This is a genomic window from Tistrella mobilis KA081020-065 (assembly GCF_000264455.2).
GTDB lineage: Bacteria > Pseudomonadota > Alphaproteobacteria > Tistrellales > Tistrellaceae > Tistrella > Tistrella mobilis.
The window spans coordinates 35,740-56,104 of the sequence record NC_017959.1; the positions used below are offsets into that span (position 1 = coordinate 35,740).

20 protein-coding genes are annotated in these 20,365 nt (G+C 69.4%); 7 read left to right on the forward strand and 13 right to left on the reverse strand.

What is annotated here, in order from left to right:
* Positions 1–51: 51 nt before the first annotated feature.
* The 3 genes from TMO_RS28670 to TMO_RS28680 form a co-directional block, all read right to left on the reverse strand.
* The gene (locus TMO_RS28670) at positions 52–1,374 is read right to left on the reverse strand and encodes a TRAP transporter large permease (RefSeq protein ID WP_014748574.1); all 1,323 of its coding nucleotides are present in this window, start codon (positions 1,372–1,374) and stop codon (positions 52–54) included.
* Positions 1,371–1,883 carry a TRAP transporter small permease subunit gene (locus tag TMO_RS28675; protein ID WP_041608250.1) on the reverse strand — a complete coding sequence of 171 codons (513 nt, stop codon included), beginning with the start codon at positions 1,881–1,883 and terminating at the stop codon, positions 1,371–1,373. Before TMO_RS28675 ends, TMO_RS28670 begins: the two co-directional genes overlap by 4 nt.
* A gap of 67 nt (positions 1,884–1,950) precedes the next feature.
* Positions 1,951–2,706: a DeoR/GlpR family DNA-binding transcription regulator gene (locus tag TMO_RS28680; RefSeq protein WP_014748576.1), complete on the reverse strand. Its 756-nt coding sequence runs from the start codon at positions 2,704–2,706 to the stop codon at positions 1,951–1,953.
* 188 nt (positions 2,707–2,894) lie between these two features.
* Between TMO_RS28680 and TMO_RS28685 the strand changes: the two genes are divergently transcribed.
* Genes TMO_RS28685 through TMO_RS28695 form a run of 3 tightly spaced genes read left to right on the forward strand, consistent with a single transcriptional unit; the run spans position 2,895 to position 7,017 of the window.
* A complete protein-coding gene (locus TMO_RS28685) occupies positions 2,895–4,343 on the forward strand; it encodes an NAD(P)/FAD-dependent oxidoreductase (RefSeq protein WP_014748577.1) in 1,449 nt (482 codons plus the stop codon).
* Positions 4,340–5,590: an NAD(P)/FAD-dependent oxidoreductase gene (locus tag TMO_RS28690; RefSeq protein ID WP_041608252.1), complete on the forward strand. Its 1,251-nt coding sequence runs from the start codon at positions 4,340–4,342 to the stop codon at positions 5,588–5,590. Before TMO_RS28685 ends, TMO_RS28690 begins: the two co-directional genes overlap by 4 nt.
* Positions 5,590–7,017: an FGGY family carbohydrate kinase gene (locus TMO_RS28695; protein WP_041608254.1), complete on the forward strand. Its 1,428-nt coding sequence runs from the start codon at positions 5,590–5,592 to the stop codon at positions 7,015–7,017. Before TMO_RS28690 ends, TMO_RS28695 begins: the two co-directional genes overlap by 1 nt.
* On the opposite strand, the gene TMO_RS28700 is transcribed toward TMO_RS28695, so the two are convergent.
* From TMO_RS28700 to TMO_RS31470, 4 genes are all read right to left on the reverse strand, one after another.
* On the reverse strand, positions 6,993–7,868 hold the full coding sequence (locus TMO_RS28700; RefSeq protein ID WP_014748580.1) for a DMT family transporter: 876 nt from the start codon (positions 7,866–7,868) through the stop codon (positions 6,993–6,995). The two genes, TMO_RS28695 and TMO_RS28700, sit on opposite strands and share 25 nt — an antisense overlap.
* Before the next feature lie 310 nt (positions 7,869–8,178).
* Positions 8,179–9,039: an HpcH/HpaI aldolase/citrate lyase family protein gene (locus TMO_RS28705; RefSeq protein WP_041608256.1), complete on the reverse strand. Its 861-nt coding sequence runs from the start codon at positions 9,037–9,039 to the stop codon at positions 8,179–8,181.
* 104 nt (positions 9,040–9,143) lie between these two features.
* Positions 9,144–9,773, reverse strand: a complete 630-nt coding sequence (locus tag TMO_RS28710) for a helix-turn-helix domain-containing protein (protein ID WP_228382396.1) — start codon at positions 9,771–9,773, stop codon at positions 9,144–9,146.
* Between the two features lie 146 nt (positions 9,774–9,919).
* The gene (locus TMO_RS31470) at positions 9,920–10,132 is read right to left on the reverse strand and encodes a hypothetical protein (protein ID WP_145978541.1); all 213 of its coding nucleotides are present in this window, start codon (positions 10,130–10,132) and stop codon (positions 9,920–9,922) included.
* On the opposite strand from TMO_RS31470, the gene TMO_RS28715 reads away from it, so the two are divergent.
* The 4 genes from TMO_RS28715 (at position 10,131) to TMO_RS28730 (ending at position 13,919) form a co-directional block, all read left to right on the forward strand.
* Entirely contained in the window at positions 10,131–10,877 is a 747-nt protein-coding gene (locus tag TMO_RS28715) for a substrate-binding periplasmic protein (protein ID WP_014748584.1), read from the forward strand. The two genes, TMO_RS31470 and TMO_RS28715, sit on opposite strands and share 2 nt — an antisense overlap.
* Before the next feature lie 127 nt (positions 10,878–11,004).
* Complete coding sequence (locus TMO_RS28720) at positions 11,005–11,661, forward strand: amino acid ABC transporter permease (RefSeq protein ID WP_041608259.1); 657 nt, start codon at positions 11,005–11,007, stop codon at positions 11,659–11,661.
* Entirely contained in the window at positions 11,658–12,389 is a 732-nt protein-coding gene (locus tag TMO_RS28725) for an amino acid ABC transporter ATP-binding protein (RefSeq protein WP_014748586.1), read from the forward strand. Before TMO_RS28720 ends, TMO_RS28725 begins: the two co-directional genes overlap by 4 nt.
* 258 nt (positions 12,390–12,647) lie before the next feature.
* Positions 12,648–13,919, forward strand: a complete 1,272-nt coding sequence (locus TMO_RS28730; protein ID WP_041608260.1) for an NAD(P)/FAD-dependent oxidoreductase — start codon at positions 12,648–12,650, stop codon at positions 13,917–13,919.
* Here TMO_RS28730 and TMO_RS28735 read toward each other — a convergent pair whose 3' ends face one another.
* From TMO_RS28735 to TMO_RS28760, 6 genes are read right to left on the reverse strand one after another with little or no spacing between them, the layout of a single operon-like run.
* Positions 13,920–14,279: a bleomycin resistance protein gene (locus TMO_RS28735; RefSeq protein WP_014748588.1), complete on the reverse strand. Its 360-nt coding sequence runs from the start codon at positions 14,277–14,279 to the stop codon at positions 13,920–13,922.
* Positions 14,280–14,323: 44 nt separating this feature from the next.
* Entirely contained in the window at positions 14,324–15,106 is a 783-nt protein-coding gene (locus tag TMO_RS28740; RefSeq protein WP_014748589.1) for an ABC transporter ATP-binding protein, read from the reverse strand.
* On the reverse strand, positions 15,106–16,746 hold the full coding sequence (locus tag TMO_RS28745) for a cyclic peptide export ABC transporter (protein ID WP_014748590.1): 1,641 nt from the start codon (positions 16,744–16,746) through the stop codon (positions 15,106–15,108). Before TMO_RS28745 ends, TMO_RS28740 begins: the two co-directional genes overlap by 1 nt.
* A complete protein-coding gene (locus tag TMO_RS28750) occupies positions 16,743–17,501 on the reverse strand; it encodes a siderophore-interacting protein (protein WP_014748591.1) in 759 nt (252 codons plus the stop codon). The genes TMO_RS28745 and TMO_RS28750 overlap by 4 nt, the downstream gene beginning before the upstream one ends.
* A complete protein-coding gene (gene fhuB / locus TMO_RS28755; RefSeq protein WP_014748592.1) occupies positions 17,498–19,477 on the reverse strand; it encodes a Fe(3+)-hydroxamate ABC transporter permease FhuB in 1,980 nt (659 codons plus the stop codon). Before fhuB ends, TMO_RS28750 begins: the two co-directional genes overlap by 4 nt.
* The gene (locus tag TMO_RS28760; protein WP_014748593.1) at positions 19,474–20,364 is read right to left on the reverse strand and encodes an ABC transporter substrate-binding protein; all 891 of its coding nucleotides are present in this window, start codon (positions 20,362–20,364) and stop codon (positions 19,474–19,476) included. The genes fhuB and TMO_RS28760 overlap by 4 nt, the downstream gene beginning before the upstream one ends.
* Position 20,365 lies beyond the last annotated feature (1 nt).

Below are 20,365 nucleotides of genomic sequence, written 5' to 3' on the forward strand. Positions count from 1 at the left end.
GCATGTCTCCCCATGCGCCCGCCATGGCCGTGTCGGGGGTGTGGGTGAAGACTACTTTCCGTAGACGAGGTTCGGCAGCCAGAGCGCGATCCCGGGGAAGACCATCAGCAGGGCGATGGTGATCACCATCATGATCACGAAGGGGATGATCGACTTGTAGATGTCGATCAGGGTGATTTCCTTCGGCGCCATCGCCCGCATCAGGAACAGGTTGTAGCCGAAGGGCGGGGTGATATAGGCGATCTGGCAGGTGATGGTGTAGAGCACGCCGAACCAGATCACGTTGAATTCCAGCGCCTTGACCAGCGGCACATAAAGCGGCGCCACGATCACCAGCATGGCGGTGTCGTCCAGGAACATGCCCATCAGGATGAAGGAGGCCATCATCATCGCCATCACCTGCCAGCGGGTCAGTTCCCAGTTGGTGATGAACAGCGATTCGATCGCCCGCGCCGCGCCGATGCCGTCGAACACCGCCCCGAAGGCGAGGGCGGCCAGGATCAGCCACATGAACATGCACGAGATCGACAGCGTCTTTTTCGACGTCTCCTTGATCAGGCGCCAGTTCAGCCGGCCCTTCAGGGCGGCGGCGATGGTCGCACCGGTGGCGCCGATCGCCGAGCTTTCGACCAGGCTGGTATAGCCCATCACGAACAGCCCCATCATCGTGAAGAAGATCACGAAGGGGATGAGGCCGGCGCGCAGCAGCTTCAGCTTCTGCCCGATCGGCATGTTCAGTTCGTCGTCGGTGACGGTGGGGGCGAGTGCGGGGTTCAGCCGGCAGCGCACCACGACATAGGCGGTGAACATCGCCGCCATCATCAGCCCCGGCACCATGCCCGCCAGCCAGAGCTGGCCCACCGGCGCCCGGGCGATCATGCCGTAGAGCACCAGCACCACGCTCGGCGGGATCAGGATGCCGAGCGAGGATCCGCCCTGGATGACGCCGGTGATCAGCACCTTGTCATAGCCCCGGCGGAGCATTTCAGGCAGGGCGATGGTGGCGCCGATAGCCAGTCCGGCTACGGAAAGCCCGTTCATGGCCGAAATCACCACCATCAGCACGATCGTGCCGATGGCGAGCCCGCCCCGCAGCCTGCCGAACCAGACGTGGAAGGCCTTGTAGAGATCTTCTGCGATGCCCGCTTCCGACAGGATGTAGCCCATGTAGATGAACAGGGGCAGCGTGAGCATCGGGAACCAGTTGAACAGCTTCAACGTGGCATTGAACGGCATCTCGACGGCGCCGTTGCCGTAGAGCAGCAGGGCGGCACCCGCCGCCACGAAGCCGATCGCGCCGAAGACCCGCTGCCCGGTGAGCAGCATCAGGGCCATCGTCGCGAACATCAGGATCGCGATCAGTTCATAGCTCATACGGCATCCACCCGGCGGATCGTCGCGATGTGTTTGAACACCAGCGACAGTGTCTGGAGCAGCATGATCACCAGGCAGACCACGAGCAGCGCCTTGATCGGGATCATCGACGGGTTCCACATCGAGAACCGGCGCTCATTGGTCTGGATGGCGTATTGCAGGCTCGACACCGAGCCGATGGTCATGACCACCAGGTAGAACATCAGGCAGGCCGAGGTGATCAGGTCCAGGATCGCCTTGCCGCGCGTGGAAAGATGCTGATAGATCAGGTCCATGCGGACGTGATCGTCATTCTTCAGCGTCATCGCGCCGCCCATGAAGAAATAGGCGAGCAGCGTGAACTGGGCGACCTCGACACACCAGTGCAGCGGGATGTCGAGCGCGTTGCGGGTGATCGCGTCCAGCAGCAGGACGCCGATCATCACGAAGACCAGAGCCATCGCCACGATGCCGACATAATCGGACAATCGGTCGACGACCCGCACATACCATCTGATTGCAGCCGGCATCGGCCAGTCCGTCCCCCGTCTCGTCAGGCGGCCGCCCCCTCCCCAGTGGCCGGCCGCCCGGGTTTGTCTAGATCAGCTCGGCTCCCGCCGCTCTCAGGGCGGCTTCATGTATCGCGCCGGGCGGCGCATCGGTGACGACGGTGTCCACCTCGTCCAGGCCGCAGACCCGGAAGGCCGCCTTGCGCCCGAACTTGGCCCGTGCCGCCACCAGGATCAGGCTGCGCGCATTGCCGATCATGGCGCGCGCGACCTGGGCTTCGTCGAAATTGGAATCCATGGCCCCGACTTCGGCATCAATCGCCGCCACCGTCAGGATGGCGTGATCGGCCTGGAAGTCGCGGATCTGCTCGATCACCAGCGGGCCGACCGTCTGGTCGTTGTCACCCATGAAGGTGCCGCCCAGCAGATAGACCCGGCCCGGTTGCGGCGCCGCGCCGAAGACCCGGGCGATGCGCAGCGAATTGGTAATCACCGTCAGCCCGCCGATGCCCGCCAGCGCCTCGGCGCAGGCGAGGGTTGTGGAGCCGGTGTCGATGAACAGCGTGTCGCCGGGCTCGATCAGCGGCACCAGCCGGCCTGCGATCACCTGTTTCGCCTCGGCCTCTTCGGCCATGCGGTCCTTGAAGCTGCCCTCGGCATGAAGCTTGGGCCGGCGGGCACCGCCATGGACCTTCTGGAGCACGCCGTCACTGGCAAGCCCGGCCAGATCGCGGCGGATCGTTTCCGCCGAAACCTCGAAAGCCTGGGCGAGCGCGTCGACCGACATCTCGCCCTGCTGCCAGATCATGTCCGCGATCCGCGCCTGCCGTTCCCTGCGTCGCATTCCCGTCCTCCGTTCATCAAAGTAGGACATCGGCCAATGCCCGAGTCAAGGTGCATGTGCCGGCATGAATGCCCGAACGGTCATAATTTTGTGGTAAAGTTGACCGTTCGGGCATTTTAGGGCAGGCTGATCGCAGGAAAGACGGCCCTGACCCGCAGGAGAAAACCCTGAACCGCAGGAGGACAGGCATGGCCCCGGCCGGCGACGCATTCCCCAACGGACATGCGGATGGCACCTTCGACGTCGCGATCATCGGCGCCGGGGTGATCGGCTGCGCGCTCGCCCGCCGCTTCACGCTGGAAGGCGCCCGGGTGGTGCTGATCGAGAAGGCGGCCGACGTGCTCGACGGGGCCTCCAAGGGCAACAGCGCCATCCTGCATACCGGCTTCGACGCCCCGCCCGGATCGGTGGAGGCGGCCTGCATCGCCGCGGGCTATCGGGAATATCTTGAGATCCGCGCGCGGCTGAACCTGCCGCTGCTGCAGACCGGCGCCCTGGTCGTCGCCTGGACGGATGAAGAGGCGGCAACCCTGCCCGATCTGATCGCCCAGGCCCGGGCGAACGGCGTCGACGATGTCGAGCCGCTGACGGAAGCCGAGGCCCGCCGGCTGGAGCCGGCGCTGGGGCCGGGGGTGCGCGCCGCCTTCCGGGTGCCGCGGGAATATGTGATCGACCCCTGGTCCGCCCCCCATGCCTATCTGCGCCAGGCGGTGGAGAACGGCGCCCGGCTGATGACCGCGGCCCCCGTCACCGCCGGGGTGTTCGACGGCAGCACCTGGCGCCTGGAAACCCCGCGGGGTGCCGTGCGGGCCGGGCTGGTGATCAATGCCGCAGGCCTCTGGGGCGACCGGCTGGACGATCTGCTGACCGGGACCACCGATTTCACCATCCGGCCGCGCAAGGGCCAGTTTGTGGTCTATGACAAGCCGGCGGCGGCCCTTGCCGGCCACATCCTGCTGCCGGTGCCGAACAAGGTGACCAAGGGCATCGTCGTCTGCCGCACCGCCTTCGGCAATCTACTGGTCGGCCCCACCGCCGAGGAGCAGGAGGATCGCGAGCGCGCCGGGCTGGTGCCCGAAACCCTGGAGGCGCTGATCCGCCGCGGCACCGAGATCCTGCCGGCGCTGAAGGATCACGAGGTGACTGCGATCTATGCCGGGCTCCGCCCCGCCACCGAATTCAAGGACTACCGGATCCGGGTGGAGGCGGCACGGCGCTATGTGACCGTCGGCGGCATCCGCTCCACGGGGTTGAGTTCGGCACTCGGCACCGCCGCCCATGTCCATCGCCTGGTGGCCGGCCTGCTTGCGGGCCACCAGGCGATCGCCGATCCGGTTTGGCCGCGCATGCCGATGCTGGCCGAGCACGAGACCCGCGACTGGCAATGCCCCGGCAATGGCGGCGTGGTCTGTCATTGTGAGCGGGTGACGCGGCGCGAGATCGAGGCCGCCCTTGATGGCCCGACCGGCGCCCGCAGCCTGGCGGGGCTGAAGCGGCGCACCCGCGTGACCATGGGCCGTTGCCAGGGTTTCTACTGTTCCGAGGCTCTGGCGGCGATCACCGCCGGCCGGCTGGCGGTGCCGATGACGGCCGATCCCACGACCGCCCCACCTGCAGCTGCGGGAGACGAGGCATGACCGCGGAGCATTGGGATGTGGTGGTGATCGGTGCGGGCCCGGCCGGGCTCGCCGCCGCGACCGAGCTGCGCCGCCAGGGCGTCGACCGGGTGCTGGTGCTGGACCGCGAGGCCGAGGCTGGCGGCATTCCGCGCCATTGTGCCCATTCGCCCTTCGGCCTGCGCGAATTCCGCCGGCTGATGACCGGCCCCGCCTATGCCCGTCGGCTGATGCGCACCGCCGCGGCCGCCGGGGTCGAGATCCGCACCCGCGTGACCGTGGCCGCGATCCGTCCGGGCTCCGGGGCTTCCGGCCCTGAACTCGACGTCTCGACGCCGGACGCGGGGCTGGGGGTGATCCGGGCCCGGCGCGTGCTGGTGGCAACCGGCGTGCGCGAGACCAGCCGCGCCCAGCGGCTGATCGGCGGCACCAAGCCCGGCGGCGTGCTCTCGACCGGCGCGCTTCAGGGGCTGGTGCATCTGGACCATCTGAAACCCTTCAGCCGGCCGGTGGTGCTGGGCACCGAACTGGTCTCGTTCTCGGCCCTGATCACCTGCGTCCAGGCGGGCATCCGGCCGGTGGCGATGATCGAGCCCGGCCAGGGCACCGTTGCCCGCTGGCCGGCCGGTCTGTTGCCCCGGCTGCTGGGGGTGAAACTGCTGACCGGGACTGCGCTTCGGACCATCGAGGGGCGGGACAGGGTCACCGCCGTCACCCTGCGCGATGCCGACGGCGCTGAGCGGGTGATCGAGACCGATGGCGTCGTCGTGACCGGCGGCTTCCGGCCCGAGGCGACGCTGTTCGCCGGCAGCCATCTTGCCCGTGATCCCGCGACCGGCGGCCCGGTGATCGACGAGTTCGGCCGCTGCTCGGATCCCGCGGTCTTTGCCGCGGGCAACCTGCTGCGCCCGGTGGAAACCGCGGGCTGGAGCTGGAAGGAAGGCCGTCGCACCGGCCGGGCGATCGCGCTCGACCTGGCCGGCCGCCTGCCGGCCGCCGGCGGGCTTGCGGTGGTCGTTGCGGGCGCGCCGCTGCGCTTTGCCCTGCCGCAGCTGATCGCCGGTGGCAGGCCGGGCCTGCGGGTTCACGACCATATTCAGTTCCGGGTCGACAGCCGGGTGGCGGGGCGGCTGGTCCTGACCGATGATGGGCGGGAGATCTGGTCGCAGCGTCTGCGCAGCCGGCCGGAACGGCGGATCCTGGTGCCGATCGACGCCCTGCCGGTCGTGCGGTCGGGCCGCTACACGTTCGGCTGGGACGCGCGGTGATGACCATTCTTGCCATCGATCAGGGCACCACCACCACCCGCGCCGTGCTGGTCGGGCCCGATGGCGGGACGCGGATCGTGGCGAGCCTGCCCCATCGCCAGATCCACCCGGCCCCCGGCCATGTCGAGCACGACCCGGAAGAGCTGATCCGGAACCTCCGCAGTTGCCTCGATGCAGCCCGGGCGGCGGGCGCGCCGCTTGCGGTCGGCATCGACAATCAGGGGGAAAGCTGCCTCGCCTGGGATGCGGCGACCGGCGAGGCCATCTCTCCGGTGCTGGTCTGGCAGGATGACCGGACCCGCGACGTCGTTGACCGGCTGCGCGCCGACGGGGCCGAGGATATGGTGCTGTCGCGGGCCGGCCTGCCGCTCGATCCTTATTTCTCGGCCTCCAAGCTTGCCTGGATCCTGCGCGAGATCCCTGCGGCGCGGCGGCTGGCGGGGCTGGGGCGGCTCCGCCTCGGCACCACCGATGCCTTCTTCCGCGACCGGCTGACCGGACGGTTCGAAACCGACGTCACCACCGCCTCGCGCACCGCGCTCATGAATCTCGACAGCTGCGACTGGGATCCTGAGCTGTGCCGGCTGTTTGGCGTGCCGATCGAGGCGCTGCCGCCGATCGGGCCCAGCACCGGCGATTTCGGCACCCTGGCCGGCACCGGCCTTCGCCTGACCGCAAGCCTGGTCGACCAGCAGGCCTCGCTTTACGGCCATGGCTGCCGGCAGGCGGGCGACGGCAAAATCACCTTCGGTACCGGCGGCTTCGCCCTGGTGGTGACCGACCGGCGGATGGCAGCGGGGCGAGACGGCCCCTTGCCCACCATCGCCTGGCAGAAGGCGGGGGAGGCGCCGGTCCATGCGCTGGAAGGCGGGGTCTATTGTGCCGCCTCGGCGGTGAACTGGGCGCAGGGGCTGGGGCTGTTTGCCGGCCATGACGATATCGGCGCCTTCGACGGCGCCCCGGCCACGCTCGACGGGCCGGTCTTCGTGCCGGCGCTGGCGGGGCTCGCCTGTCCGCATTGGGACCGGCGGGCGCGCGGCGCCTGGCTGGGGCTGGGGCTCGATACCGGGCCGGGCCGGATGATGCAGGCGCTGCTTGAAGGCATCGCGCTCCGCATGGCCGAAGTGGTGGCGGTGATCGGCCGCCATCAGCCGCTCACCGACCCGGTACCGATCGATGGCGGCATGGCGGCCAATGCCTATTTCTGCCGGATGCTGGCCGATTGTCTGGAACGGCCGGTGATCGTCTCCGACGAGCCGGAGCTGACCGCGGTCGGCACTGCAGCCCTGGCCGCCGAGGTGGCGGGGGTGGCGGTCGCCACCCCGCGCCGCGGCCGGAGGATCGACCCCCGGCCGCTGCCGTCCGGTCTGCGCGCGCGTTTCGATGCGGCGCGCGCGGCGGTTCAGGCTTTTGCCGCCGCCGGCTGACCGCGACCGAAGACCAGCCCGATCCCGCCCAGGATCGCCGCCATGCCGCAAAGCGCGAGCGGGGCCGGCACCGTGCCGAAGACCGCGAAATCGAGCAGCACGGTCCCGGCCGGCACCAGATAGAACAGGCTGGTGACGTTGACGAGATCGCCTGCCCGGATCAGCCGGTAGAACAGCAGCTGGGCACCGACCGAGATCACCAGAGCGAGCCAGAGCAGCGGCAGTACCACGGCCGGCACGGCGTCGAACCGCACCGCTTCTGTCGGCAGGACGATCAGGCAGAGTGCGAGGGCGGCCAGATACTGCACCGGCATGGCCGTGAGCGGGTCGATGGTGGAACGCTTCTGGAGCAGGGCACCTGCGGTCATCGCGGCCAGTGCTGCGAGAGCGAGGCCGGCGCCTGCCGGGGTGAGGCTGGCGGCGGCCAGGCTCTGCCAGACCACGGTGACGAGCCCCGCGAGGGCGAGTACGAGCCCCGCAACCCGGCGCCGACTGCGCGCGCCCCCGGTCATCACCAGGGTCAGCACCGGCTGCAGCCCCATGATGGTGGCGACGGCGCCGGGCGTCATGCCCTGATCCATCGCCGCCATGTAGCAGACGGCATAGGCGCCGACCAGCAGCAGGCCGGTGGCAAGCAGCCGCGGCCAGGCCTGAAGCCGCGGCCAGCGCTGCCCCTGAAGGCGCAGGATCATCGTGATGGCGAGCAGGGCCAGCGCAAAGCGCAGGCTGAGGAAGGCAAGCGGGCTCGCATGATCGAGCCCGAGCCGGATGAAGATGGCGCCGCTGCTCCACAGGCAGACGAACGCCGCCGTCGGGCCGAAATGGCCCGCGGCACGAAGGAAACCGGTCATCGGATCTGGAAAAACCGTCTTTGCCGGATGTCACGACAACCCTGCCGGCCCGGCTGCATCAGCCGTCAGCCGGGACCGATCGAACCGTATGGTTCAGGATCCGAGGGGCGGGGTCGTGAAAAGGCGGCCGCCGGTCAGGCGGCGGCGCGGCCGGCGGGCGGCGGCGGGGTGCCGGCCCGGGCAATGGCCGGCGGGGGGACGACGCAGGACATCATGTGCGGCACCATGGCGGTCATGATCGGTCGCCCCCTGGACGGTTGCAGGATCGGGTGAAGTATTCGGCCAAGTATGGCGGCGCGCGGGCCGTGCATCAACCCCGTTGCGCGGCTTCCCAGGTGTTGACGATCCGGGTCATGCTGCGCAGCACCGGCTTTTCGATCAGCTTGCCGTCGACCACCAGCAGGCCACTATCGGCGGCGGCGAAGGCGTCCAGCACCTTGCGGGCATGGGCGACGGTGGCGTCGTCGGGGGTGAAGACCCGGTTGATGTGCGGGATCTGCTTCGGGTGGATGGTGCCCTTGCCCGAAAAACCGAGGTCGGCCGCGGCCTCGGCCTCGCGGATCATGCCGGCCTCGTCTTCCAGGTCGAGCCAGGGCACGTCGATGACGTCGACACCGGCGGTGGCCGCCGCGTGGACGACGCGCGAGCGGGCATAGAGCAGGGCGTTCCAGACATTGCGGCAGCGCAGATCGGCGGCCATGTCGACGCCGCCGAAAAACAGCGCCTCGATCCGCTCGCTGGAGGTCGCGATCTCGACCGCGGCTTCCAGGCCCTCATTGGTCTCGATGATCACATGCAGCCGGGTGGGGCGCTGATACTCGTCCAGCAGGTCGGCGAGGTTGCGGACCTCTTCCGGCCCTTTCACCTTGGGCAGCATCACGGCAGGCGCCGGGCGCTCCGCCTCGATCAGCGCCTTGACGTCGGCCATGCCTTCGGGCGTGCGCAGGCAGTTGATGCGGATGATCCGCTCCACCCGCGGGTCGCCTTCGGTCACCGGCACATAGGCGAAAGCCCTGTCGCGCGCCTCGGGCTTGTCCTTCGGCGCCACCGCATCCTCAAGATCGACGCAGACGATATCGGTGCCCGAGGCCAGCGCCTTGGGGAACATGTCCGGCCGGGTGCCGGGGGTGAAGATGAAGCTGCGGCGCGACTGGATGCGGGCGGGGGACATGGCGGCTCCTGACGGGATGGTCGGGCGATCATAGGCGCGGGCGCAGACCACCGCAAACCGGCGGTCCGTGACGTGAACCCCCTGCACGCCCTCTTGTGCCCCCGTCACCAGACCGGCGGGGTGGTGATCCAGAGAATCCGGGTGCGGCCATTGGCGAGGTTGCGGAATTTGTGCGGCGAGGCGCTTTCGAAATGGAAGGCGTCGCCCTCGCCCAGGCGGTAGACCGCACCGTCGACATACAGCTCCAGCCGGCCTTCCAGAACCACGCCGCATTCCTCGCCTTCGTGGTTGTAGGCATCCTCGCCTGATCCGCCATCGGGATCGAGGGTCAGCTCCATCACCTGCAGCATGCCCTGGTCGTGGACGGTCAGGAATTCCTTCACCATGCCCTTGTCGCCGAAATCGACCCGGCGGCGCTGGCCGGCGCGGACGATGCGCCGGGCCTCGTTGTTCGGATCGCTTTCGCCGCCGCCCAGCAGTTCCAGCACCGGCACGTCCAGAATGGCGCAGATCGCCCTGAGCGCGCGAACCGAGGGCGAGGAGATCCCGCGCTCGATCTGGCTGAGAAAGCCCACCGACACATTCGCGGCATCGGCCACCTGTTTCAGCGACAGCCCCCGCGCCTGACGCGCCCGGCGCACGGCGAGGCCGAGGCTGAGATCGTCCTCTTCAGTCAGTGGCTCGACGACGGGCATCTCGGGGATCGACGCCGGGGGCGACTCAGGGGGTGTCATCGGTGGTGGATACCTTCAGGTTCACTCTGTTGAAAGGAGGGCCATATTTTTTCACGAATTTCCAGCCCGACCATGCGTTCCGCAACGCCCCGACCGCCGGTGACCACCGCGGCAGGCGAACGGAATCGCCTGTCGTGCAGGCCTTTTCACGAAAATGAAATCGGCTGACCAATTTCATTGCGCCCCTCGATAATTTCACTACGATGAAAATCAGTCAACGCCGAAGCCGATCCGCATCGCAGGGCGGGGGTCTGCGCCACCAGCACGGGACTGCCGGTGGTGTGCGTGGTTGCCGGGGGGAGCCCGGCGCCGCGCTGCCCTGCGATGGTCGGCAGGACAACGAACAGGGGAAGTTTCATGAGGCTGAAGACGCTTGCTGCCGCAATCACGGCACTGGCCATCGGCGCCGTGGCGCCGGCTTTCGCAGCAGAGACGGTGAAGGTGGGCGTGACCACCACCGGCGTGCCCTTCACCTTCGTCGACACGTCGAGCCAGAAGCCGACCGGCGCGATGGTCGATCTGGCCCAGGCGATCGGGGCCGAGGCGGGGCTTGCCACCGAATTCGAGGTGGTCGCCTTCTCGGCGCTGATCCCGTCGCTGACCACGGGCAAGATCGACCTGATCTCGGCCGGCATGCTCGCCACCGACAAGCGGCGCGAGGTCGTGGATTTCTCGGCCCCGGTCTACACCTATGGCGAGGCGATGTTCGTGCCGGCCGACGAGCCGGCGAACTACACGCTCGACGATCTGAAGGGCGCCACCATCGGCGCCCAGGTCGGCACCACCTTCGCCGACGCGCTCAACGCCCGCGGCACCTTCGGCGAGGTGAAGCTCTATGACAGCATCGCCGACATCATGCGCGATGTGAAACTGGGCCGGATCAAGGCCGGCTTCGGCGACAAGCCGATCGTGGCCTATCAGATCGCGCAGAACCCCGGGATCGGCCTGCGCCTGGTCGATGGCTATCAGCCGCTGAAGGCCGGCGATGTGGCGCTCGCGGTCTCGAAGGAGAACCCGGGTCTGCTGGAGAAGGTCAACGCCGCGATCGCGAAGCTCAAGGAGAGCGGCGAGCTTGCGAAGATCTTCGCAAAATACGGGCTGTAAGCGCCAGGCGTTGCGAAGATCTTCGCAAACGCGATCCGGACGGGTGCCGGGCGGTGCGGCAGGGCGGCTCTCCGCCTGACCTTCCTCCCGCTCCGGCACGCCACTCCCCACCACCCAGGGATCTTCGATGAGCGACTTCCTCAGCCGATCCGCCGACTACATGCCGCTGCTGTTCGAAGGCATGTGGCGGACCGTGGCGGTGACCCTGCTGGCGCTGTGCCTCGCCACCCTGCTCGGCCTGGTCTGGGCGCTGCTGCGGACCTCGGGCGTCCGGGTCCTGGCGGTGCCGACCCGGATCCTGGTCGAGTTCGTGCGCGGCATCCCGATCCTGGTCATCCTGTTCTACATCTATTTCGTGATGCCCGAGATCGGCCTGGATCTCACCGCCTTTCAGGCCGGGGTGATCGGTCTGGCGCTCACCTATTCCTGCTATATCGGCGAGACCTTCCGCGCCGGTATCGAGGCGGTGGACAAGGGCCAGATCGAGGCTGCGAAATCGATCGGCATGCGCCGGCCGCTGATGATGCGCCGGGTGGTGCTGCCCCAGGCCTTCCGGATCGTGGTGCCGCCCTATGCTAACAATCTGGTCATGCTGCTCAAGGACAGCTCGCAGGTCTCGGTCATCTCGGTGGCGGAGCTGACCATGCAGGGCAAGATGCTGGCCTCGTCCACCTTCGACAACATGACGGTCTTCACCCTGGTGGCGCTGCTCTATCTGTGCCTGACCATCCCGTTGAACATGGTCATGCGCCGGGTCGAACTTCGGATGGGGAAGGCGCGATGATCCGCTTCGAGGACGTGCACAAATCCTATGGCAGCCACGAGGTGCTGAAGGGCATCGATGCCGAGGTCGCCAAGGGCCAGGTGGTCTGCCTGATCGGCCCGTCGGGTTCCGGCAAATCGACCCTTCTGCGCTGCGTGAACGGGCTCGAAACCTATCAGCGCGGCCGGATCACCATCGACGGCGCCCTGGTCGATGCCGAGGGGCCCGCCATTCACGGGCTGCGCACCCGGGTGTCGATGGTCTTCCAGCGCTTCAACCTGTTTCCCCACCGCACCGCGCTCGAAAACGTGATGGAAGGCCCGATCCATGTGCTGAGGGAGCCTGCATCCGAGGTGCGCGCCCGGGCCGAGGCGCTGCTGGCGCGGGTGGGGCTGGCCGACAAGTTCCACGCCTATCCGGGCGCACTCTCGGGCGGGCAGCAGCAGCGTGTGGCCATCGCCCGGTCGCTGGCGATGCGGCCCGATGCGATCCTGTTCGACGAACCGACCTCGGCCCTCGACCCCGAAATGGTCGGCGAGGTGCTGCAGGTGATGCGCTCTCTGGCCGATGAGGACATGACCATGCTGGTCGTGACCCACGAGATCCAGTTCGCCCGCGAGGTTGCCGATGCGGTGCTGTTCCTGGATGGCGGGCGGATCGTCGAGCAGGGCCCGGCGGCAGAGGTGCTGCGCAATCCGCGCCATGAGCGCACGCAGGACTTCCTCCGTCGCGTCACGCACCCTGTTTGAGAGTCTGTATGGCCCTCGCCGGGCGGGTGCTGGCGCACCCTTGGCCGCCGCCTCAATGGCGGCTTGGCGCTGCGCGCCGGGGAGTCTGTATGGCCTTCGCCGGGGGGCTGCCGCACCCTTGGCCGCCGCCTCAATGGCCGGAGTCGTTTAGGCCCTTGCCGGGCGGGTGCTGCCGCACCCTTGGCCGCCGCCTCAATGGCGGCTTGGTCCCGCACTGGGGTGCGGGACGAGATTGTTGTCTGAGCATCGGGGGCATCCATGCCATCCTTCTCTCCTGCCGCTTCCGTCTGGGCTGCCACTGCGGCGTCGGGGCCTGATCTGCCTGCCATTACCGGCGAGCGGCGGGCCGATGTCGCGATCGTGGGTGCCGGTTTCACCGGGCTGGTCGCGGCGCTGACCCTTGCCCGGGGCGGGGCCTCGGTGATCGTGGTCGATACGGTCGAGCCGGGCTTCGGGGCCAGCGGCCGCAATGGCGGCCAGGTGATCCCCGGGCTCAAGGACGATCCCGACACGCTCGACCGGGTGTTTGGCGAGGCGACCACCGCCTTTGCCGGCGGCACCGCCGATCTGGTGTTTTCGCTGATCGACGAGCTTGGCATCGACTGCGACCCGGTGCGTGGCGGCTGGATCCAGGCCAGCGTGAAACATCTGCACCTGCCGCGGCTGGAAAGCCGGATGGCGCAGTGGCGGGCGCGCGGGGCCGCGGTTGAGATGCTCGATCCCGCGGGCATGGCGGCTGCGACCGGCGGGCGGGGCTTCGTCGGCGGCTGGATCGATCGCCGCGGCGGCAGCGTGCATCCGCTCGCCTATGCCCGAGGCCTGGCCCGGGCGGCGCTCCAGGCCGGGGCGGAGATTTTCCGCGATGCGGAGGCCGTGTCGATCAAGCGGGGCAATGGCGGCTGGGTTCTGGGTTTCGCAAGCGGTGCCCGGCTGACCGCGGATCAGGTGGTGATCGCGACCAATGGCTATACCGGCCGGCTCTGGCCCGGGCTGAAGGCGACGGTGATCCCCGCCAACAGCATCCAGGTGGCGACGGCGCCGCTGCCCGACGACCTTCGTGCCCGCATCCTGCCGGGCCGGCCGGTGGTCTCCGACAGCCGGCGGATCGCGAATTATTTCCGCATCGGCCCCGAGGGCCGGCTGATGATGGGCGGGCGCGGCGCCTTCCGCGAGCCGCGGGATGCCGCCGACTACCGCCGGATCGAGGCGGCGCTCGCCAGCTTCTATCCCGAGGCCGCACGCCTGCCGATGGGTTTTCGCTGGGCCGGACGGGTCGCGATGACCCGCGATCACCTGCCGCATATCCACCAGCCGTCGGCGGGCGTCACCATGGCGCTCGGCTATAACGGCCGGGGTGTGGCGCTGGCGAGCGCCATGGGCCGGGCGATCGGCGCTCATCTGCTGGATGGTGCCAACCCGCTGCCGCTGGCGCTCTCGGCCATCAAACCGATGCCGGTGCACGGCCTGCACCCGCTTTATGCCACCGCAATGATCGAGGCATACCGGGTGCGGGACATGCTGGAGCGCTGATCAGCCGCGCAGCTCGCGGGTCGAGCCGCCGAAGCGCAGCAGGTTGCCATGGGGATCGTGGATGTGGAATTCGGTCATCCCCCAGGGCTTGTCTTCGATCGCCGACAGGCCCGGCACGCCGCGGGCGCTGAATTCGGCATGCAGGTCCAGGATCTCGCCGCCGCGGATATAGCAGGAGGTGTTTTCCGGATAGCGACGATCGTCGGTCAGCCAGAAATGGATTTCCATCCGGTTGCGGCGGACGAGCAGATAGTCGCCATGGCGTTCGGCGGCGAAGCCCAACTGGTCCTGATAGAAGACCTGGCTTTCGGCAATGTCGAGCGAGGCCAGGACGGGGATGCAGATCGCGGCGTCGGTCATCTTGCCTCCGCGGATGGGTGGGGGGACAGGATAGCCGGGTGCGCTCAGGCCGCGAAGGCCCGGATCCTGCCTGCGGCCGAACGGGTGACCTCCATCTCGATACCATAGATCGCCCGCAGCTGTGCCGGGGTCATGATCCGCGCCGGTATGTCGTCGGCGATCACCCGGCCGGAGTGGAGCGCGACGATCCGGTCGGCATGGTCGGCGGCCATGTTGATGTCGTGCAGCACCAGCACCGCCGCGAAGCCACGCGTGCGGGCCAGATCGCGGATCAGCCCCAGCACCTCCGCCTGATGGGCGATGTCGAGCGCCGAGGTTGGCTCGTCGAGCAGCCAGCAGCTTGCGTCCTGGGCGATCATCATCGCTACCCAGACGCGCTGGCGCTCGCCCCCCGACAGGGTGTCGACCTGGCGATCGGCGAAGCCGCCGATACCGGTGAGGGCGATGGCCTCGTCCACCGCCCGGCGATCGGCGGCGGAGAACCGGCCGAGCGCGCCATGCCAGGGGAAGCGGCCGAGGGCGACCAGCTCGTGCACCAGCAGGCCCGGCGCGGCCGGGGTCGCCTGCGGCAGCAGGGCGAGATGTCGGGCGAGATCGCGGGCCGGCCAGCGGTCGAGCGGCCGGCCGGCGAAGCGCACCCGCCCGGTGGTCGGCGCCGTCTGCCCTGACAGGATGTCGAGCAGGGTGGATTTGCCGGATCCGTTATGGCCGATCAGCGCGGTGAGCCCCTCGCATGCCAGATCGAGGGTGATATCGGCCAGGATCGGCCGGCCACCGGCGGTGAGGCCGACGCCGTCCAGGGTGAAGCCGCTGGTTCCGGCTGCCATCAGCCATCCCTCCGGGGCGTGGTGAGGTCGACCATCTCGGTCACCCGGCCGTCCTTCATGCGGATGATCCGGTCGGCGGTGTCGAAATAGCGGTCGTCATGGGAGATCACGATCAGGGTCCGGCCCTCGGCCTTCAGCGCGGGCAGCAGCTCGGTGTGAAAGACGTGACGGAAACCCGGATCCTGATCGGCGGTCCATTCGTCGAACACCACCACCGGCCGGCGGTCGACCCAGGCATGGATCAGCGCCAGCCGCTTGCGCTGGCCGGTGGAGAGTTCCGTCGTGGAGAAGCGGCCGTTCGCAACCTCCACCTTCGTGCCGAGACGCAGGCGGTCGAGATGTGTGCCAAGCTCCTCGTCGCTGACCCGGGCCCCGGGCATCACCTCGTCGAAGAGGTGATAATCGGTCAGGATGGCCGAGAACATCTGCCGGTAGGCATCGCGCGTGTCATCCTCCACGGGCCGGCCACCGACGACGATCCGGCCGGCATCCGGGCGATAGAGGCCGAGCAGCAGCTTGATCAGCGTCGTCTTGCCCGAGCCGTTATCGCCCACGATCATGGTGATCCGGCCGGGCGCGAAGCCGAGATCGAGCGGCCCCAGCCGGAAACCGGGACCGTCTTCCGTGGAGGGGAAGGCGAAAGCGAGACCGTCGAGGCGGATCTCGACCGGTTCCGCCGGCATCGCCGCCGATGCGGTGGCGCCGGGCTCGGCCGTGGCGAAACGGCCCGACAGCTCGTCGATCCGGCGGAGCGCGATCTGCATCCGGGTGATCGCCGGCATCGAGGTCATGATCTGCTCCACCGGGCCGCGCAGGAACAGCAGCAGGATGAGGAAGCCGGAATAGACGGCGGGATCCTCGGGGCTGAAGGCGGCCCAGGCCAAAAGCACCCCGATCACCGCGAAGACCAGCGCCGAGCCCAGCGCATTGGCGATGACGAAGATCGCGATCGCCCGGCCGTTGATGCGGCGGATGTCGGCGATGGTCGTCAGAATGTCGCCATGGATCTTCTCGCGCCGGGGCTTGTAGATCTTCAGCTCCTTGGCGCCGCCGGTGATGGTGGCATAGGCGGCATGCAGCCGGTCCTCGCCCTCCCGCGCCTCGTCGAAACCGCGCACCGCCCGCCGGCGGGCGCGGTACTGCAGCCAGCCGCCGGCGGCCAGCACCAGGATCACCGCGGCAGAGAGTGCCGGCGACAGCCAGATCAGATAGGCGAAGGCGCCGATCACGGTGATCGCCGAAATCGCGAGCGGGGCGGCGACGAAGGCCACATCGCTGATCATGTCGACATCGTGGTTCAGCACCGGCAGAATCCGGTTCCGGCCCCAGCCTTCCAGCGCCGGCACCGGTGCATCGATGATCCGCCGGGCGAGCCTTGCGCGCAGATCCGCCACCACAGCCTGGCCGGCGGCGTTGGTCGCCAGATCGGATGCGGCGCGGGCCGCGAAGGTGACGGCGGCGAGCGCCAGGAAACCGGTGACGAAGCCCGCGGGCAGCACGAAATCCCGTGCGATGGCGTCGTTCACCCGGTGGAGCAGCAGGATGGTCCCCGCCGCGGACAGGCCACCGGCCAGGATGGCGAGGGTGAGGCGGCGCCAGTGGCTGGTGACGAGGCTGGCGAACAGGCTTCCAGAGGTCATGAGCGGGTCTCGGATCGGCGCCAGTAAGGCACGCAGAGCTGACGGGCCCGCGGCAGGGTGGCGAGCAGGGGTTTGAGGGTCTGGAGCTGGTCGAACTCACCCGCGATCCAGACGAAATCATCCGCGCGGTCAAAGCCGGGCAGCAGGGGCCCGAGGGCAGCGGCCAGCGGATGGCGGCCGCCATCGCGGCGGACGATCCAGCTGACGGCCAGCCCCGGCGGGTGATCGAAGGGCAGTATGTCCTCGGGGCCTTCCACCTCGATCAGGGCGAAGCCGGTGGCGTCGGGCGCGAGCCCCTCGGCGATGCGGGCGATGGCGGGCAGGGCGGTCTCGTCCCCCGCCAGCAGCAGGCGGCGGGCGGGCGGCACGCCGCGGCCGCAGGGGCCCGACATGCCGCAGGTGGCACCGGGCACCGCCCGGCGGGCGAAATCCGCGCCCGGGCCGGCGGCGTCGTGCAGCACGAAATCGACCTCCAGCCAGCCGGCAGCCGCATCGATCCGGCGGATGGTGTAGTAGCGCATGGCACCCGCCATGCCGCGGGCGCCCCCCAGCGGCCGGCCGTCGGGGCCGAGCTTCGGGCGCGGCGGCGGCGCTCCGGCTTCGGCCGGAAGCCAGAGCCGGACATGGAGATCGTCATCCGTCGCGAAACGGGCAAGATCCGGCCCTTCCAGCCTGAGGCGGCGCAGATGCGGCCCGGGATCGGTGATCGCGGTCACCCGGAGCAGGCGGTAGCCGTCATCGGGGGTGTCGGTCATGCACGGCGTCCGATCAGCAGCAGCAGCACCGGCCCGCCGATCAGGGCAGCGAGCAGGCCTGCGGGGATCTGGTAGGGGAAGATGACCACCCGGCCGGCCCAGTCGGCGGCAAGCAGGGTGAGCCCGCCGAAGAGTGCGGCACCGACCAGCTGTTCCGCCGGCCTGACCAGCCCGGCCAGACGGGCGAAATGCGGCCCCATGATGCCGACGAAGGCGAGCGGGCCGACCAGGATGGTGGCACTGGCGGAGAGCAGGGCGACCAGGAGCAGCAGCCCGGCATTCACCCGGGCGACGGACATGCCGAGCGTGCGGGCAAACCGGCCGCCCAGCGGCAGCAGGTGCAGCCAGCGCAGCATCAGGGGGGTGAGGGCCAGCGCCGCGAGGCCGAGACCGAGCGCGAGCAGGGCTTCCGGCATCGAGGTGGCATAGGTCGAGCCCGACAGCCAGGCGAGCAGCTGGCCGAGACGCGGATCCTGGAAGGTCTTGAGCACGGCGACGACCAGCCCGGTGATCGAGCCCATGGCGATGCCGGCCAGCAGCAGGCGCAGGCCCGAGAAAGCCTGACGGCGGGTCAGCGCCAGGATCAGCGCCAGCATCAGGACGGCGCCCGCGGCACCGCCGGCGATCTGCAAAGGCCGGGTGGGGCTTGCCGCCAGGAACATCACCGCGATGATGCCGAGCATGGCGCCCGAGGAGATGCCGAGCACTTCCGGGGCGGCGAGCGGGTTACCGGTCATGCGCTGCAGGATGGTGCCGGCAATGGCCAGCGACAGCCCGCCGGCGAAGGCGGCGAGCGCCCGCGGCAGGCGATAGGCCAGGATTTCGTCCCAATGGCCGGCGACCGGCCCTGTGGCATCGCCGGTGGTCAGCAGCGCGCCGGCAAAGATGATCAGGGTCAGGCCGGCGATCAGGGCGACCAGCCGCCAGGGGCGGGCGGCCCGGTGGACGGGCGCATGGCGGCGCAGCGCCGGCGGCTCGGCCGCCGCCAGCCGGGGCAGCAGGATCAGCAGCAGCGGCGCGCCCAGGATCGCGGTCATGGCGCCGGTCGGGAAGGCGCGATAGGTGGTGGGCAGCAGCAGCACCAGCTGATCTGTGATCAGCAGCAGCAGGGCGCCGATCACCGGGGCCGCCACCAGCTGGGCGACCGGGCGCCGCGCCCCGGCCAGCCGGGCGATCGCCGGGGCGGCGAGCCCGATGAAGCTGATGATGCCGACCGCGGCCACGATCACCGCGGTCAGCGCGACGGCAGCCCCCATCGCCGCCAGCCGGAACCAGGCGACATTCAAGCCCAACCCGCGCGCGGCACGATCATCCAGCCCAAGCAGGGTGATCGGCCGGATCAGCAGCAGGGTGAGCAGGGCCAGCGGCAGCACCTGGCCGACCAGGCTTCGTGTCGTCTGCCAGTCGCCCTGATCCAGATAGCCGGCGCCCCAGAGGAACAGCCCGATCAGCAGATCGTGGTTGAACAGCGTGACCACGGCTGCGGCCATGCCGCAGAACAGGCTGACGATCAGCCCGGCCAGCGTGACCGAAACGGGGGAAAGCCCGCGTGCGGCGGACAGCACCAGCACCAGGCAGAAGGCGAGGGCGGCGCCGAGCAGGGCCACGCCCTCGCGCCCGATCGCAAAGGCCCAGGGCGCCTGAAGCGTGGCGAGGGTGAGCGCCAGCTGCGCCCCGGCGGAAATGCCGAGGGTGGCGGGTTCCGCCAGCGGGTTGCGCAACACGTATTGCAGCATCGCCCCCGCCAGCGCCAGTCCGCCGCCTGAGAGCAGCGCCACGCTCACCCGTGGCAGGAAGGCGTAATGGGCCAGAACCTGCATCGTGTCGGCAGGGGCGGGGGCGAGCAGCGCATCGGGCCAGAGGGCGGGCGGCACCAGGGCGGCAAGATTGGTTCTGACCAGCAGCAGCGCCGCGACCGCAAAGCCGGCGATGGCGAGTGGAAGCAGGATCGGCGGCCGGCGGAAGGGGGCGGTCATGCGGCATGCTCCGCCTGCAGGGCATCGGTCAGCAGATGCAGGAAGCGCAGCGCCGCCGGGATGCCGCCATAGAACAGCACCTCGGGCAGCAGGGTGACGCGGCCGGCCCGGATGGCGGGCAGGCTCGACAGCACCGGCTGGCGCATGGCCAGCGCCGCGCGCACCAGCGGCACATGACCGATATTGATCAGCCGCGCCTCGGGCCGGGCGGCCAGCTGGTCGAGCGTGACGGTCAGATGGCCGAAGGCCGATCCCGTGCCCGTCCAGGCATTGGCGATGCCCAGCCGGTCCAGCACCGCCTGGAACAGGCCGTCGGCCGTGAAGACCAGGCAGCGGCGGCCATCGATCAGGCTGATCACATAGGCCGGCCGCCGATCGATAGCCGGCAGGCGGGCTGCGCCATCGAAGGCGGCTTGCGCCCGGGCCAGATAGTCGTTCACCTGCCGCTCCAGCCCGACCGTGCGCCCCAGACCGTCGAGCGCCGCCATGCCGGTCGCGATCTGGTCGCGGCCGTCGAAGGCATGGGGCTGAAAGCGGTGGACCGGCGCGATCCGGTTGAGCCGGGCCTCCAGCGGTGCCAGTTCGCCATCGGTCAGGATGGCATCCGGCCTGAGCCGCGCGATGCGTTCCAGATTGGGCTCGGCACGCAGGCCAAGCTCCTGCACCCCGGGCGCCAGCGCCGGTTCGACCACGATCTGGGCGTAGCGCGGCAGTTCCGGGGCGGCGACCGGCATCACGCCCAGCGCCGCCAGACTGGCGGCACTCACCCAGTCCAGCGCCACGATGCGCGGCGCCCCGGCCCCGGCAAAAGCCGGAACCGGGGCTGCAAGCGCAGTCGAAACAAGGCCGCCCAGAACCGTGCGGCGGCTCGGCATGCGGGGCGACATG